The 16,447-nt window shown below is 50.0% G+C and carries 15 protein-coding genes; 8 read left to right on the plus strand and 7 right to left on the minus strand.

Annotated features, from left to right (window positions below; translation table 11 throughout):
- Positions 1-57 precede the first annotated feature (57 nt).
- Positions 58-954: a LysR family transcriptional regulator gene (locus HR45_RS10250; RefSeq protein WP_037442594.1), complete on the plus strand. Its 897-nt coding sequence runs from the start codon at positions 58-60 to the stop codon at positions 952-954.
- Here HR45_RS10250 and HR45_RS10255 read toward each other — a convergent pair.
- Positions 947-1,789, minus strand: coding sequence for a universal stress protein (locus tag HR45_RS10255; RefSeq protein ID WP_037442596.1), 843 nt, complete (start codon positions 1,787-1,789; stop codon positions 947-949). The two genes, HR45_RS10250 and HR45_RS10255, sit on opposite strands and share 8 nt — an antisense overlap.
- Positions 1,790-1,908: 119 nt before the next feature.
- Between HR45_RS10255 and HR45_RS10260 the strand changes: the two genes are divergently transcribed.
- Positions 1,909-3,105, plus strand: coding sequence for a cation:proton antiporter (locus tag HR45_RS10260; protein WP_052074670.1), 1,197 nt, complete (start codon positions 1,909-1,911; stop codon positions 3,103-3,105).
- Positions 3,106-3,150: 45 nt separating this feature from the next.
- Here HR45_RS10260 and HR45_RS10265 read toward each other — a convergent pair whose 3' ends face one another.
- On the minus strand, positions 3,151-5,355 hold the full coding sequence (locus tag HR45_RS10265; protein WP_241461094.1) for a S9 family peptidase: 2,205 nt from the start codon (positions 5,353-5,355) through the stop codon (positions 3,151-3,153).
- A gap of 180 nt (positions 5,356-5,535) precedes the next feature.
- Here HR45_RS10265 and HR45_RS10270 point away from each other — a divergent pair, with 180 nt between their 5' ends.
- Positions 5,536-6,498 carry a class 1 fructose-bisphosphatase gene (locus HR45_RS10270; protein WP_037442600.1) on the plus strand — a complete coding sequence of 321 codons (963 nt, stop codon included), beginning with the start codon at positions 5,536-5,538 and terminating at the stop codon, positions 6,496-6,498.
- 123 nt (positions 6,499-6,621) lie between these two features.
- The gene (ppa, locus tag HR45_RS10275) at positions 6,622-7,155 is read left to right on the plus strand and encodes an inorganic diphosphatase (RefSeq protein ID WP_037442602.1); all 534 of its coding nucleotides are present in this window, start codon (positions 6,622-6,624) and stop codon (positions 7,153-7,155) included.
- 591 nt (positions 7,156-7,746) lie between these two features.
- Here ppa and HR45_RS10280 read toward each other — a convergent pair.
- Together HR45_RS10280 and HR45_RS10285 are read right to left on the minus strand one after the other, a co-directional pair.
- Complete coding sequence (locus tag HR45_RS10280) at positions 7,747-8,334, minus strand: DUF6988 family protein (RefSeq protein ID WP_037442603.1); 588 nt, start codon at positions 8,332-8,334, stop codon at positions 7,747-7,749.
- Between the two features lie 138 nt (positions 8,335-8,472).
- Entirely contained in the window at positions 8,473-8,904 is a 432-nt protein-coding gene (locus HR45_RS10285) for a hypothetical protein (RefSeq protein WP_037442605.1), read from the minus strand.
- Between the two features lie 607 nt (positions 8,905-9,511).
- On the opposite strand from HR45_RS10285, the gene HR45_RS10295 reads away from it, so the two are divergent.
- Complete coding sequence (locus tag HR45_RS10295; RefSeq protein WP_037442608.1) at positions 9,512-10,696, plus strand: BaiN/RdsA family NAD(P)/FAD-dependent oxidoreductase; 1,185 nt, start codon at positions 9,512-9,514, stop codon at positions 10,694-10,696.
- A gap of 30 nt (positions 10,697-10,726) precedes the next feature.
- Here HR45_RS10295 and HR45_RS10300 read toward each other — a convergent pair whose 3' ends face one another.
- From HR45_RS10300 to HR45_RS10310, 3 genes are all read right to left on the minus strand, one after another.
- Complete coding sequence (locus HR45_RS10300) at positions 10,727-12,061, minus strand: leucine-rich repeat-containing protein kinase family protein (protein ID WP_206537900.1); 1,335 nt, start codon at positions 12,059-12,061, stop codon at positions 10,727-10,729.
- Positions 12,062-12,367: 306 nt separating this feature from the next.
- Positions 12,368-13,060, minus strand: coding sequence for an LrgB family protein (locus HR45_RS10305; protein WP_037442612.1), 693 nt, complete (start codon positions 13,058-13,060; stop codon positions 12,368-12,370).
- On the minus strand, positions 13,057-13,536 hold the full coding sequence (locus tag HR45_RS10310) for a CidA/LrgA family protein (RefSeq protein WP_052074672.1): 480 nt from the start codon (positions 13,534-13,536) through the stop codon (positions 13,057-13,059). Before HR45_RS10310 ends, HR45_RS10305 begins: the two co-directional genes overlap by 4 nt.
- 99 nt (positions 13,537-13,635) lie before the next feature.
- On the opposite strand from HR45_RS10310, the gene HR45_RS10315 reads away from it, so the two are divergent.
- The 3 genes from HR45_RS10315 (at position 13,636) to HR45_RS10325 (ending at position 16,416) form a co-directional block, all read left to right on the plus strand.
- Positions 13,636-14,532 (plus strand): LysR family transcriptional regulator, encoded by an 897-nt coding sequence (locus HR45_RS10315; protein ID WP_037442614.1) that lies wholly within the window; start codon positions 13,636-13,638, stop codon positions 14,530-14,532.
- Positions 14,513-15,412, plus strand: coding sequence for a DUF72 domain-containing protein (locus tag HR45_RS10320; protein WP_037442615.1), 900 nt, complete (start codon positions 14,513-14,515; stop codon positions 15,410-15,412). The genes HR45_RS10315 and HR45_RS10320 overlap by 20 nt, the downstream gene beginning before the upstream one ends.
- A 98-nt stretch (positions 15,413-15,510) precedes the next feature.
- Positions 15,511-16,416, plus strand: a complete 906-nt coding sequence (locus HR45_RS10325) for a GGDEF domain-containing protein (protein WP_037442617.1) — start codon at positions 15,511-15,513, stop codon at positions 16,414-16,416.
- The last annotated feature ends 31 nt before the right edge of the window (positions 16,417-16,447 follow it).

Consider the following 16,447-nt stretch of genomic DNA (forward strand, 5'->3'; position numbering starts at 1 on the left):
ATCTGATACCGTAATAGGTAAAATGAATTAAATTGATAGTAGGGATGCCCAAATAGCATGAATGTTCCAATCAAGACGTTACACTGCTTTTTACGCCTCGTAGAGATTGGCAATTTTACCCGTGCCGCGGAGCAGCTATACCTGACGCAACCGACTCTGAGTAAGATGATCCAAAGGTTAGAAGAAACCTTGGAGCAGCAGCTACTTATCCGTAGCAACCAGAAAGTGGAACTGACACAAGCCGGACAGCTGTTTCATGCCAGTGCCTGTCAAATCATGGGCCAGTGGCATCGTATGGAACAAGATTTGGCAAACCTCAGCGGCTTAAAATCGGGGCATCTACGCTTAGGCGTGTGTCCAATGATGAGCAGCCTCACTATCGATTTACTCACCGAATTCCGTAAAGCCTACCCTGGTGTCGAATTGCAGATGCAGGAGTTTGGTGGCTTTGGCAGCGAACAAGCCCTGCTGGCCGATATGATCGATATCGGCTTTACCGCGCTGCCAGTGACCCACACGGAACAACTCTCCTCAACCCTGCTGCAGGCCTATCCACTGAAAGTCTGCCTGCCGCAACACCATCCGTTGTCAGAGAAAGAGAAGATCAGCTGGCACGACTTGGCCCAGTATCCTTTCATTGTGTATAACGATGACTTCTCGCTGACCAAACAGTTCTCCCGCATTACCCGCGAGCTAGGCATCAACCTCAATATCGCGTTTCGAAGTGGTCAGTGGGACTTTATTGGCTCTATGGTGGAAGAAGGCATGGGTCTAGCAATTATGCCGGAACCTATTTGCCAAAAACTCGGCAGTAATAAACTAATCTTCAGAGCAATGGAGCGAGAGCTGACTTGGCAGATCGGCTTAATCTGGCGCAACAATCTACCCCTAACGCCAGCGGCAGATGCCTTGCTGACGTTAAGTCGTCGCACCATTCTGCGCAAAACTAACTAGTCGTCGGTATCACCAACACATTACAGCGGATGTGATGCAAAATCGCTTCCGCGGTATTACCGATAACCCAGCCCATTAAGCCCTGCCGCTGACAAGCCCCCATCACCAGATATTGGCTGCGTAAACGACACGTGAGTTGATACAGGCACTGCGCCGGATCGCCACAGATAATGTGGATCTGCTCTTTATCCAGACCTAAATCATCCAACAGGGTTTGGTGGCGTTGATAAGCCTCCTTCACCAGTTGCTGCATGTTCAGCACTTCCAGATCGCGAATGATCTTCGGCACCCGCACAATATGGGCGACATGCAATTCACTGCCGGTGGCTTCGGCCAACTGCCGACCTTGCTGCAGGATCTGCTCGTTCAGCCTGAGTTTTTCCGGCTTAATCGTATCGAGATCCAGCGCCAGCAAAACGCCGCTACCTTGGTTGAGTGGATTTTCGGTGAGCAACATCACCGGGACTTTGGTGGTACGCAGTAAATGCCAATCGGTTGGCAACATATGGTCACTTTCGCACATGCCTTTGACAATTAAATCGAAGTCATTTTCCTTCGAATAATTAACGGCGTGTTCGCATAAGTACTTATACCAGGTGACATTCACCGGTACATCTTCAGCGCCCATTCGCTGCATCTTCTCTGCCATCTGACGTTTTTTATGCGCCAGAATCTGTTGTTCAGCTTCTTCATAAACAACGGTTTGCGGCAAAGACTCATAACAATACGCAAATACCTGTGGCTCTTTATTGAGTAACTTTGCTAGCTCAACTCCTTTTGCGATGACATCTGTTTGCGCGGCTTCCTGCGGTTCAATGATAAATAACTTACTCATATGTGACTCCCGCAATTTGCACGGTTTGATGAGTGGAAATCGCGCCACTCGTTTGTGAGGAATCTCACATTCCTCCCTATACTAAGTGTAACAAAGCAGGGAAAAAGCGGAGGAAAACCGTGGCAATCGAGACGCTGTTGATGGCGTTGTTTCTCATCTTGCTGGTTTCTCGGCTGTTCGGAGAGTTGTGCCAACGTGTTGGTTGGCCTGCGGTGGTGGGCGAAATCAGCGCTGGTATTATGCTTGGTCCCTCGCTCCTTGGCTGGCTACATCCTGAGCCAGTATTGGCCAATATCGCTGAACTGGGTGTCATACTGTTGTTGTTCAGTATCGGCACCGAAACCTCCATTAAGCGCCTGTATCATTCAGGGCTACAGATTATTCTGGTGGCCGTTATCGGGATCATCCTGCCACTGCTGATGACCGGCATAGTGGCCTATTACGCGATGGCATTATCGCCCTTTGCCGCATTGTTTTATGGCTGTGCACTAACCGCCACCAGCATAGGTATTTCGGTCAGTGTGCTGAAAGATACGCAACAGCAGCAGGAGAGTTGTAGCCACATCATTCTCGGCGCGGCGGTGGTCGATGATATTGTCGGCGTGATCTTGCTGAGTTTATTGTTCACCTTCGCCAACGACGGCAGTGTTGCACCACTCCCCATGCTAAAACTGATACTCACCCTACTGGCGTTTTTGCTGCTGGCACCCGTGGTGGGACGCGGCTTAATCTATCTACTGCGTTTTTTAAGCGGCCATGCGCAAAACCTAGGTTACGAAGCGGTGGTGATGCTCAGTCTTATCTGCCTATTTGCCTGGCTGGCCCACCATGTAGGTGCGCCGGCGTTATTGGGCGGCTTTTCCGCTGGACTGGCGCTGTCTCGCCAGTTTGTCAGTCCGTGGCAACGCTACCTGCAAAACCCGTTTCCGTTTACCAATAAGCTGGAACACGCCATGCAACCGCTGACGGAAGTGTTTGCGCCGATATTCTTCGTCTATGTTGGGATCAGCGTTGACCTTAGCCAACTGGCGATCGATCAAAATAATCTGTTACTGCTGCTGTTAATGGTGATCTTGGCAGTGTTCGGTAAGCTGCTGGCGGGCTTACCGCTGCAGTGTGGTTGGCGCGACAGAATGATTGTGGGGTGCGCCATGGTGCCACGCGGAGAAGTGGGCTTAGTGTTCGCCCAGTTTGGGCTGCAGTTGGGCATTATTTCCAACGGTGTATTTACCGAGTTAGTGCTGGTGATCATTGCCACTACCCTGCTGGGACCAGTGCTGCTAAAACGGCTGCTCATTGCCAAAAAAAACGCATAAAAAACGCCACAATCTGCGGCGTTTTTAGACGAGGATTTATCGCTGTTACTTGAGTTTGCGCTCAAGGAAATCGGTAATGGTTTTATACAGATGGGTCTTCACCTTATTACCACGCATCGAGTGTTTTGAGCCCGGATAGGTCATCACTTCAAATAACTTACCGTCATCTTGCAGCGCCTTATAAACGCGGGTGCTGTTCTCAAACAAGACGTTGTCATCGGCCATGCCGTGATACATCAGCAAACCACTTTGGTAATTTTTCACATACGGCATCACGCTGCTGAGGCGGTAGCCTTCCGCATTGGTGGCAGGGTTACCCAGATAGCGCTCAGTGTAGTGCGTATCGTACAAGCTCCAGTCGGTCACTGGCGCACCACTTACGGCTGCGGCAAAGTAATCTGGCGCTTTAAACAAACACATCAGTGCCATATAACCGCCGTAGCTGTGGCCGTAAACCGCAATGCGTTTACTATCGACCCAAGGCAAAGTGCGCAGGAAGTCGACGCCTTTTTTCTGATCGTCCACTTCAGCCTCACCGAGGTGCTGGTAGATCACCTGCTCGAACTTAGTACCGCGATGGCCTGAGCCACGGTTATCCAACTGGAATACCGCAAAACCTTGCTGCAAAAGATATTGAGTGAAGTAATCCTGACTGCTCCACGAGTTAGTCACCAGCTGTGCATGCGGGCCACCATAAACACGCACCAGCACTGGATATTGCTTACTGGCATCAAAGTTCACTGGCTTGAACAGGCGATAATGCATGCGTTGGCCGTCTTCGGCTTTGATGGTGCCAAACTCAGGCAACTGCCACAGTCCGGCATAGTCATACAGTGGATGCCCCGGTTTTACGGCGTTTTCTTCTACCCACGCCAAACGTTTACCGCTGTCGTCATGCAAGGAGATCTGTGGTGGCTGTGACAGTGAGTCAAAGTAGTCGAGATAAATGGCCTTATTGTCGGCAAATACAGCACTGTGCATACCGGCTTCAGCCGAGAGTTTAGTAAAGCCCGAGCCATCAAACTTCACTTTATAGAGATGCTTTTCTACATCGCTGTCTTTACGACCAGTAAAGTAAATCCACTGCGCCTTTTCATCCACATGATCAATGCTGTCTACCGCCCACGCGCCTTGGGTCAGTTGCTGTTTCACCTTGCCTTTGCTGTCAAATAGATAGATATGGCTAAAGCCATCACGTTCTGAGGTCCAGATGAAATCGCCGTTTTTAAGGAAATTGAGGTTATCGTTCAGATTGAGCCAGATATCATCATGCTCATGCACCAAGGTCACTGGCGCTTGATTAGCGGTCACATCCACGACTCGCAGATCTAAATTGTGCTGATCACGGCTCTGCCACTCAAACGACAAGTGCTTGCTGTCAGGCAACCATTTAGCGCGCGGTTGATAGATATCGGTTTCTTTACCGAGATCAACCCACTTCACTCGCTTATCTTTTAACGCAATCACCCCAAGCTGGATCAGCACATTAGGTTTACCTGCATACGGATAACGCTGCTGCGTCAGCTTGATACCGTCGGCATAGATTTCGTTGCGCGTTACCAGTTCCACCGGCGTTTCATCGACACGGTTAAAGGCAATGGCAGATTCATCGGGTGCCCACCAGTAGCCGCTCATCTTGCCCATCTCTTCCTGCGCCACAAACTCAGCCATGCCGTTTTTGATCGCGCCACCACCGTCTTTAGTCAGCTGCGTTACTTTGTCGGTCGCTAAGTCGAGTAGCCACAGGTTTTGCCCTTGTACATAAGAGACAAAATGGCCTTTTGGTGACAGCTTGGCATCGGTGATAAAGTCATCGCCAGTCGGCAGCAACTTGGCTTTGCCATCTGCCAACGCATAGTAATACAGCTTGCCGGACGCGGGGATCAGCAACGCCTTACCATCATCCGACCAAGCGTATTCCATGATGCCTTCGCCAAAAATACGCTGGCGTTCACGACGCGCTTTCTCTTCATCCGACAACTCACCCTGCTGCAATTTATCAGCATCAAGCAGCAGACTGACCTTGCCGTTAGTCACCTCCATCTGCCACAAATCATAAAAATGTTGGTTGTCTTTACGGCCGACCAAAAAGGTGGCGCGACTCCCATCGGGGGAAATCTTCAATTCGCGTGGACTGCTACCTGCCAATGCCGGCGAGTCATAAAGACGATCGACCGTGAGCGGTGTAGTGCCACCGACAAGGCTTTGAGCCTGAGTAAGTGTGCTAACAAATGTGAGGGGAATAGCCATAAGTACAGAGAGTATCCTGATTCGATTCATTATTATTTTCCGGATAGAGCAAAAAATCGTGCTGCTGCGCAGCAAGTGAACCAATATTCTGCCCTATTTTGTCCTTGGCAGACAAACAATAGCCAAATCGGGTATCATTCACACACCGAGATTTGTCCCTCATGGAAACAAGGAAATAGTATGCAAACGCTGGCTCAAGCCCTTGCGGAAAAAGCCGTTCCGGATTCGCTCACTCATCTAATTAACACCTTAGCTGCCACCTCAATTAATATCAGCCAAGCCGTCCGCCGCGGCGCACTGGCAGGCGTATTAGGCAGCACTGACCACGAAAACGTCCAAGGTGAAACCCAAAAGAAATTGGATGTGATCACCAACGATATGCTCAAAGATGCGTTAGCCGCCGCGGGTAATGTACGCGCGCTGGCATCCGAAGAGGAAGATGAGCCGGTAATTTGCAGTGATAGCGGTGATTTTCTGGTGTGCTTTGACCCACTCGATGGTTCATCCAACATCGACATCAACTCACTGGTGGGGACAATCTTCTCCGTACTGCCAGCACCTGAAGGTGACGTAAGCGAGCAAAGCTTTTTGCAATCGGGCCGCAAGCAAGTAGCTGCAGGCTATGTGCTCTACGGCGCCGCCACCATGCTGGCACTGACCACGGGTAAAGGCACGCAGTTGTTCACACTGGACACTGACCGCAACGAATTTTTACTGACACAGGATGCCGTCAGCATTGCTGCCGACACCGCCGAGTTTGCCATCAACATGTCAAACCAACGCTTCTGGGAAAGCCCAATGCAGAGTTATATCGATGACCTACTGTTAGGCAAAGCTGGCCCGCGCGCAAAATCATTCAACATGCGCTGGATTGCCGCCATGGTCGGTGATGTGCATCGCGTACTATGCCGCGGTGGCATCTTCACCTACCCGACTGACAGCAAGAATCCAAACAAGCCGTATAAACTGCGTTTGATGTACGAAGCCAACCCAATGGCATTTTTGGTCGAGCAAGCCGGCGGCAGCGCCAGCACTGGCTACCAAACCATTCTGGATATTGAGCCAGAAGCGATCCATCAGCGTGTGGCAGTGATCTTAGGTTCAGCCAACGAAGTGGCCACCTGTTTGCAATACCACAAGTAACTAATACTAAGGCAACGGCTTGTCAGCATTGGCAAGCCAAGCTTTCGCGCTATAATAGCCGCCACATTGATATTCGCGCCGTGATACGGCCAAGATTACACTGTTAAGTGAAAGGATACTTACATGAGCTTAAATGCTGTGCCTGCGGGCAAATCTCTGCCAGATGATATCTACGTTATTATCGAGATCCCACAAAACCACGATCCGATCAAATACGAAGTAGACAAAGACACAGGCGCTTTGTTTGTTGACCGTATGATGACTGCGCCTATGTTCTACCCATGTAACTACGGTTACGTGAACCAAACTCTGAGCTTGGACGGTGACCCAGTTGACGTATTGGTTCCAACTCAATACCCACTGCAACCAGGTAGCGTAATCCGCTGTCGTCCAGTGGGCGTTCTGAAAATGACTGACGAGTCAGGTGAAGACGCTAAAATCGTTGCCGTACCACACGACAAGATTTCTAAAGAATATAAGCACATCAACGACGTTGAAGATCTGCCTGCACTGCTGAAAGCCCAGATCAAACAGTTCTTTGAACACTACAAAGATCTGGAAGAAGGCAAATGGGTGAAAGTTGACGGTTGGGAAGATGCTGCTTCTGCCCGTGCTGAGATCCTGTCTAGCGCAGAACGTTATAACGAAGGTAAGTAATTTACCTTTCGTTGGTGTTCGATGGAAAAAGCCCGCTTTGCGGGCTTTTTTGTTGCCGGTTGGCAACGGGTGTTGCTGATTGGTTTTCGTGTTTGTCGGTGACACTTGGCGTTGCTTGCCAGCACTGATGTGCTAAATCGCCTGCAGCGGGCTTTGATTTTATGGCTTTCAGCCATTGCAAACTTCGTTTGCGAAAGTCGTGGAACTACTCGTTCCACACCAGAGGATAAGGGGGCTAGACGGCTTCGCCCCCTTATCAATCCCCCTGCCACCCCGACGTCGCGAAACGCTACGGCGCTTCTGGTTTGCCATTTTCGCAAATCGCTCTGATTCGGAATCCATTCCTCACCATCGCTTCTCGATATCCATATCTCGATTGCTCAATGGCTGCCCAACGCACCTACGCCGCGCCGAGGGGTAATCGGAGTTGCTTGAAAGTTCAGCGTATTAACCGATTTGAAATTGGTGGCTATTGCCTCCAAATTAACACCACTCTTAGGGGCAAAAATACATAGCGACAATGACAACTGAAGCGCGAGCAGCCTATGTATTTTTGTTCCGGCGAACGTAAAGAGCGATTACAGCGGCTTGTTAGAGGGCTGTGTACTCTTTAATTTTGTCGATGTAGGCCTGAGTCAACTCTGATTTATCACCAATACCTGCTATTTGAGATGCAGCGAAAAGGCCTAATGCCCCTGATACTTTAAGAATTGAATCGAGCTCTGATTGCTCATAATTTGAGCCCAACTTACCTTCTGAATGCCTTCGACAAACTTGGTTAAAGCCAGTATGAGTAAAATCGTTTAGGAGTTTCCACACCTTTTTCTTGAACTGGGAAAGTACCCCATCAGGATCACCAATTTTATTTTCATATGCGTCAATTAGCTCAAAAAACTTTGGCTCAACTATCCCTTTTTCAAATTTCCTTAAATCTGATTCCGAAGCACACTTATAAAGCCAGACTCCACGAACCAAAGATTCGAAAAGCACTCTTAAGATAGAGCTCATAGAACCGTACAGTTCCGCTCTGTATAAGAGCAAAATTGCAGCTTGGTGCTCTAATGCAACATCAAGGCAACCAAGAGCTAAGGACGAACGGGCATCATTTGGCAATTTAAACCCTGTCGAATTCTCATTAATCCAATGTATTAGTTCATACAAATGTTCATCTGCGCTCAATGTTCAGCCCTCTGTCGCCCTATTAAGGAGCGAGCAACGTAGTACCCAAAGTCGCCGCATACCACCTTAAAAACTAAAACCAACACAAAACAAAAATGCCACGCATTGCGAGTTACTCTTAAATAGTTTGTTATCTGATTAGTACGACTCTTGCACATAACTATCATCAATGACTGTTGTGTTACACGTATTACAGCGCCACACCCCCATAGCAAAACCACGATTGATCAACCGAACTAACTTGTTCTCACTATCGTAACACTGCTGACAAAAAGGCCCCTGTCGCTGACCATCTTTTACATGAAAGTAATATGGCTCATCCCACTCCATATTTTTTTGCTGTTCGAACACATCTTTAAGAGCTGACAATTCGTTATCTTTGCTTAACACAAGCTCCCTGACTTCAGCTATTTCCATCTTCGCATCAGCTAATGCACTAATAAGCTCAGCAAGTTTGTACTTTATTTCAGCTTGCTCTAGCGACTTATCGCCATCTTTAATGATCTTAGCTAAATCTACCGCTGTTTTTATACTCGTTAAAGCAGCACTAATTGTTGCTAAATCTGTCATACATTCTCCCATCACAGAACAGTTTATTACACGATATTATGTCGGAATTAATCACGACACGGAGTCGCATTTCACTCATTCTCACAGCTCAACTTATGCGCATATGCCACTGAACACAATAGAAAAATGAGCATATTTTGGTCTAGATAACAGAGTAAGGTAGCCTTGTTCGACTCAATCTCGAACGGGTCAGCGTTCACATGCGGCAGATCAGGCAACACCAATTCCCCTTGGCGCAGCGCAGGTGCGTTGGGCAGACATTGAGCAATCGAGTCAAGGACGACGAGAAGCGATGGTGAGGAATGGATTCCGAATCAGAGCGATTTGCGAAAATGGCAAACCAGAAGCGCCGTAGCGTTTTGCGCCGTGGGGCGTCGTCGGGTTTCCAAAGGGCGGGGGACGAGCATCGCCCTTTGGCTCTGGTGTGGAGCGAGTAGCTCCACGACTTTCGCAACCTCAGGTTGCAATCGCGCAGCGATAATCTTGCCAAGCGCAGCTTGGTATGGCGAAGCCATAAATCTTTCGCAACCGCAGGTTGCAGAAATCCTACCTCGCGAAGCGAGCAACTTTTGCTACAATGCCGCCAAATTCAACTGGGGAACAACACATGACACAAGTCGATGTCATCATCATCGGTGCAGGTGCTGCCGGATTAATGTGCGCAGCGCAGGCAGGCTATCGTGGCCGCCAAGTAACTGTACTCGATATGGGTAAAAAGCCTGGGCGCAAAATTTTGATCAGCGGTGGTGGCCGCTGCAATTTCACCAATACCAATGCAAGCCCAGCAAACTACCTGTGCCACAATCCCCACTTTGTTAAATCCTGTCTAAGTCGCTATAGCCAACAGGATTTTATTGAGCTGGTTGAGCGCCACGGTTTGCAATACCACCACAAAACCTTGGGGCAGCTGTTTTGCGATAATTCCGCGCAAGATATCGTCGATATTCTGCTAACCGAATGCGATTGGGCTGGGGTGAATATTGAACTGCGCAGTGAAGTGCTGTCGGTGAATGCTAATGATGGCGGCTATCTGGTGCAAACCACTCAAGAAAGCTATCAATGCCAGTCGCTCGTGGTTGCCTCTGGCGGGCTGACCATGCCGAAATTAGGCGCGACGCCGATAGGTTACAAAATTGCCGACCAGTTTGGCCTCAAGGTGTTTCCTACCACGGCGGCGCTAGTGCCGTTTACCTTGCATCAACATGATAAAGAGCGCTTTGCCGCGTTGGCTGGCATCAGTATCCCGTGCAGCATCAGCAGTGAAAATGGCACCAGTTTTAAAGAAAACCTGCTGTTTACTCACCGTGGCATTTCTGGCCCAGCCGTGCTGCAAATTAGCTCGTTTTGGCAAGCGGGTCAGGCGGTCAGCATTAACTTGCTGCCGGAGCTTGAGCTGAAAGCCCAGTTGCAGCAATGGCGTGAAACTCAGGGGCAAAAATCACTGAAAAACTGCCTTGCCAGCGTATTGCCTAAGCGTTTTGTCGAGATACTGTGCGACAGCAATGTCATCCCTGAGGCGAATGTGAATCAGCTCAGCCATAGCCAAATCGATGAGTTACACGCCACCTTGCACGCGTGGCAAATTAAACCTAACGGCACTGAAGGCTACCGCACTGCGGAAGTCACTCTAGGCGGGGTGGATACCGACGAGCTGAGTTCAAAAACCTTTGAAGCGAAAAAAGCGCCGGGGCTGTATTTCATCGGTGAAGTGACCGATGTGACCGGCTGGCTCGGCGGCTACAATTTTCAGTATTGTTGGAGCAGTGGCTTTGCCGCGGGTCAGTTTGTGTGACTCATCTACCGCGCGGCAAGCCAGCTTGCATCAAGCGGCGATGGCTTGCTGCGATTGCAGCTCAACGAGGCGCTGACAAATCTCCGCAAAGGTTGGTCGCGCCATCAAATCCTGCCGCAAACACGCTGCCACTAACGCACTCAACTGCTGTTGAGCATCATCATTAAGCAAGTCACAACGTTCAACCAGTTCTTCCAGCAAACAGCCGAAGGCCCTGACTTCTATACGCGCTAAGAGCGCAGCGAGTTCTGCATCGGAAGTATCGTAAAAGGACGCGGCGCCGTAATCACTCAGCAGGGCATCACCGTCAGCGGTGGTGAGAATATTATGCGCGTACAGATCGCCATGCATCATGCCCTGTTGGTGCAGATGCTGCGCAGCGCTGGCAATCGCAGTGGCGATATTGAGCATCACCGTAGGCGAAAACTGCTGTTCCGGCGCATACACGTCGCGGGTACACGAGGCTAAACTCGGCGGCCCAGCCAAGTTAGCAAAATCACTGGGTATCAGTTGCATCACCAAGCCATCGGTGTTTTCTGGATGCTGCGCTACACGACCAAGCGTTTGCGTCAGCGCAGGATGGTGCCCCGCTTTAATGGTCGATGCCATTTCACACAGCGGCAAACCATCACTGGTCATCGCGCCTTTAAACAGCTTCACCGCCACTGGCGTGGTCGTTGCAGCGCTAGATAAGTCTGCGCGATAAATCAGCCCAGAAGCGCCCTCACCTAGCAGCTCGTTCACCGCCAGTTGTTGCCAGTCGATGGCAGGCAATGGCACGTTCAACGCTTCAGCTTCCAACTGCGCGCTGAGCGGATTGCCGGCATACGCTAACCACGTCAGACGCGGCAGGGAGAAAAGCCATTCGGGTAGCTGTTCGAGTTGATTGGCGGCAAGGCGAATTAACTCTAACTTGTGACAGTTGGCTAAGGTATCCGGCAGACTGACCAACTGATTGCCCGCTAGCATCAGTTTTTGCAGTTCAGCGCAGTCACCAAGATTATCTGGCAGTTGTTGCACACAGTTATCGGTCAAAATCAGCCAACGCAATTTTGGAGGCAGTGACGCCGCTGGCACATCCATAATCTGATTCGACTTAAAGCCCACCATACTCAGCGATTCACAGCGCCCTAACACTTCAGGTAACTTGGTGAAGTTATTTTGCGAGCAAAAGATCACTTTCAGCTTGCTGAGTCTTGGCAAATCATCCGGCAGCGAAGTCAGTGCGTTACCGCTGAGATCGAGGATTTCCAGTGAATCCGCTAACGAAAAAATCTCCTGTGGAAACTCGGTTAAACCACAAGATAGCGTTAGCCGACGAATCCCTTGCAGCGCTCCATCGCGCAGTTGTTCAAGTGTGTGCATCATTAACTCGATTAAAAAGAAACCCGCTGAAGCAGGCTGCTGACAACAAAACAGCGGCGGCAGTATAACTTAATTAGTTCTCAAATTGGGACAGCCACTCACAACACACAGAATTATCAGGCCACACCAATTCGCCGAGCTTGCCGTCAGCAAATTGCAGGCAAAAAAAAGCCGATGGGGGAACATCGGCTATAAACGCAACATGAAGACCTGAGATACTCTCAGGAAAGTAGGTGCTCGATTGCTCGAGCGTGACCACTAAACTCTGGGGAAGCCGTGGTCAAAATGGGCACTAACAAAAAAGGGTTAGGAAAAAATCCAAGCAAAGAACGGCGCACAAATCACCATCACAATGCCCGCAAAAATCATCGTCAAACTGGCCACCACACCTTCTTGCTGACCAATTTCGGTGGCTTTTGCAGTACCAGAGCCATGCGCACTGGCACCTAACGCCACGCCTCGCCCAAGCGAAGTGTGGATGCGAAATAATTTCATCAACGGCTCACCAATCACCATGCCGATAATCCCCGTGAGCATCACCATCAAGGCGGTTAACTCAGGGACACCACCAAAGGCACTAGTGGCTTGCAATGCAAATGGTGTCGATACCGAACGCACCAATACACTGTGCACTAACTCTTCTGGCAACGGGATCACACGTGTCAGCAGCCAGGTAGAGGTTAAGCCAAACATCACGCCGGCAATCACGCCGCAGGTAATGGTCAGTGGATACTGACGGATCAATTTACGTTCACGATAAATCGGTACCGCAAAGGCAATCGTCGCCGGCGCCAATAACGTCACTAACCAATGCGTGTATTCAAAGTAAGTTGGCAGCGGAATTGACAACAGCACCACCAGCAACACCACCACAACCGGCGCCAGAATACTCGGCAGCAACCACCAAGTTTTATGGCGTTTATACATAGCTTTCGCGATGTAATAACTGCCAACGGTGATAGCTAAACTGATCAGCGCTAACAGCGTTGATTGGTTCATTCGCCAGCCTTATCTTTGAGCGCCTGCTGCTCTTTGTTGTGTTTTGCCATCTGCCGTTTCAGGTGCAGCTTACGCTCGAAGCGGAACACGCGGTCCACCACAAAGCCGGTACCTAACAACACAGAAATCACGCCAAGCACAATCGTCAGCAGGATGTTAAAACCATATTGTTTTAACAGCGCTTCGTACTTAATCACCGAGATCATTGGCGGAATAAAAAACAGCAATAGATCGCCAATAAACCATGCCGCGCCCACCTGAATCGCCTTTTCAGGGATAATTTTGAGCGCTAGCGCCAACAGCACCACGGCCAAGCCAAGTACACTACCGGGAATAGGTGAGTGTACTGCTGTTGCCACTGCATGCGCCGCCCACGCAAATAAGCAGATCACGGCAATTTGCACAATCGCCAGCGAAAGCTGCTTGCTTTGCTGCCGTAAATTGCCAAATCGAGCTGCTGAGTGAGCCAGTTGCATCATGGTTCTCGTTAAAAATTGATAGCGCAATTGTAGGGTGCTATTTTAGATAAAAAAAATGAATATTATTAATACAAAGCATTCCAAAGGGTTATATTAGTGGATCTTAAAGTTATTCGCTACTTTGTTGAAATCGTCGATCACGGTGGCTTTGCCAAGGCGGCGGAGGCGATTCATATCACCCAACCGGCGCTATCAAAAGCCATTACCCAACTTGAGGCTGACTTAGATTTAGTGCTGCTGGAGCGCGGTAAACGCGGTAGTCAGTTACGCCCTACAGCTTCTGGCCAAGTGGTGTATCGCTACGGTAAATCCCTACTGAACACCCGCAGTGAGATGCTCAGCGAATTGGCGGCGCAGCGCAGTCTGCTCACCGGCGAGCTGCATTTAGGTTTGGCACCGCTTGGCAGCGCCGAACTGTTTACGCCAGTGATCAGTCGCTATCGCAGCTTATATCCCAATATCAAAATGAAGCTGTTGGTGCGTGGCGGCAGTGAGCAGACTCAGAAGCTGAAAAAGGGCGAAGTGGAACTGGCGACCGGCATTATCTCGCTTGATGATGACTTTGAGGGCTTCTGTATTCGACGCGATCCTATGATGGTGGTGCTACCGCAGCAGCATCCGTTTGCGAACCAAGAGCTACTTAGTTTGCAGCAGCTGACCGAAGATCCGCAGATCATCTTTAACGAAGAATATGCGCTGCATGACTTAGTGCTAAATGGCTGCGTGCAGCGTGGTTTTATGCCGAAGATTGTCACCAAAGTAAGTCACCCCGACTTTGGCGTCGCCTTGGTCGCGGCGGGCACAGGCACTATGATCATGCCGCGCTTTTTAGCGACGCGCCATCAAGTGCCGGGCGTGGTCAATGTACCGCTCAATCCGGCGGATTTGATGTGGGAGCTATCTATCTACTGGCGCAAAGGGCAAATTCTGTCGTTTGCGGCGCAGGCAATGGTAGAGCTAGTACGAGAGTATCATGTCGATATCAAAGACTAACCCAACCACCACGCCGTTATTGCGCTTGGGCATGGCAATGTGGTCATTACCACAGTGGCAACGTTCGCTGTTACAGGCGTGCCCTACGCCAGCCAGTAGGCTCGCGGCCTACGCTGAAAAGTTTACTACCGTTGAGGGCAACACCAGCTTTTATGCCCTGCCCGATGCCAACACTGTCGCCATGTGGGCCGACAGCGTACCGGATAGCTTTCGCTTTACCTTTAAACTGCCAAAGACGGTTACCCATCAGCTCATGCTGCGACATTGCGATACTGAACTAAGCCAATTTTTTCAGCGCATGCAGCCACTGCAAGCCCATACCTCAATTTGGAAAATTCAACTGCCCGCTACCTTTGGCCCCGAGTCATTAGTGGTATTAGCCGACTTTTTACCGCGGCTTCCCGCGGCACTGCAGTTTGCTGTTGAAGTCCGCCATGCGGCATTTTTCGCCAAAGGCGCCGCCGAGCAGCAATTGAACCGCTTACTCATCGACAACGGCTGTGACCGCATCATCATGGACAGCCGCCCTATTTTTGCCAAACCTGCGGTTACCGAGGTCATGCGTGATGCGCAAACTAAGAAGCCACGAGTGCCAGTGCATGCCATTGCCACCGCTGAGCAACCTGTGGTGCGCTTTATTGGTGACCTGATACAAGCCAACAACGATACCTTTTTTGCCCCGTGGCTGAGTAAATTGAGCCAATGGTTAAATGAGGGAAAAACACCGCACCTATTTGTTCACACCCCGGATAATATTCATGCGCCCGAGTTGGCACATCGACTTTATCAGCAGTTACAACAACATATCGCGACGCATCTTAGCTGGCAGTTAACCGACTTAATCCCGCTGCAAAATGAGGAGCAACAAAGCCTGTTTTGATAACAAAAAAGCACATTGAAAATAGTGCTTATCCACGGCGCGCGCACTTATTTGCGACTATGCTGAAGTGACCCATCCAATTTGCTTCGGAGCAGATCATGCTTTCGCAGGCACAAGTGTCGCAGTTGCTGTCGCTACTGCCAGTTCCCACCTTCTTACTTAACGCTCAGGGTGCGTGTTTACAACGCTTCGGCCCGCAGGCGGCCAGCGATTGCGTCGATGCCTTTCTGCCGCAAGACACGATTGCGAAAGTCTACCGCGCAGAAAAAGCCCAATGGCTGATAAGTCAGTTGCAAGCGGCGCTGGCGGCGAATGCCCCGTTGGAAGTAGAGTTCTCTATCAGTCAGCATGATCGGTTGCAGCCTCATCCAGACAGCAGCGACAAACGTTGGTTTAGCGCCAACCTGCAAGCGTTGGATTTTAGTGTGCACGGTGAAAACTTAGTGCTGCTGATGCTGCACGACATTAGTCATTATCAGCAACAGGTACAGAAGTGGGCGTTTTATGACGAAGTGGATCTGCTGTCGCACCTCTATAGCCAACGCCGCATGAGTAAAGAACTCTCCGCGCACTTTAGCCTGTATCACCGCCATCATGCGCCATGCAGCTTAGTGCTGTTTGAATTGGACTGCTTTGACGAACTGCAACAGCAATGCGGTCACAACCTTAGCGACAATATTATTGAATTAGTGGGGAAGATTTGCGTGAGCGCGATTCGTCAGGAAGACCGGGCGTTTCGCTATCATCACAATGGCTTTGTGATTTTAATGCCGCATACCGATACCGAACATGCATGGGGGCTTATCGACCGGCTGCGTAAAGCGTTGCATCTGCAGCTATTAGAGATGGATTTGCCCCAAGCGTGCACCTCTATCAGCGGTGGTTTGAGCCAATTTCATCATAACGACCAACGCTATATGGAAGTGCTTAACCGAGCAGACACGGGCCTGCTGCACGCCAAAGAGTTGGGGCGCAATCGTATCTGTTTGGAACATCTGCATTGAGGTCAACGACTCTTATCACGACAGATTCAGA

Source organism: Shewanella mangrovi (assembly GCF_000753795.1).
GTDB classification, from domain to species: Bacteria; Pseudomonadota; Gammaproteobacteria; order Enterobacterales; family Shewanellaceae; genus Shewanella; species Shewanella mangrovi.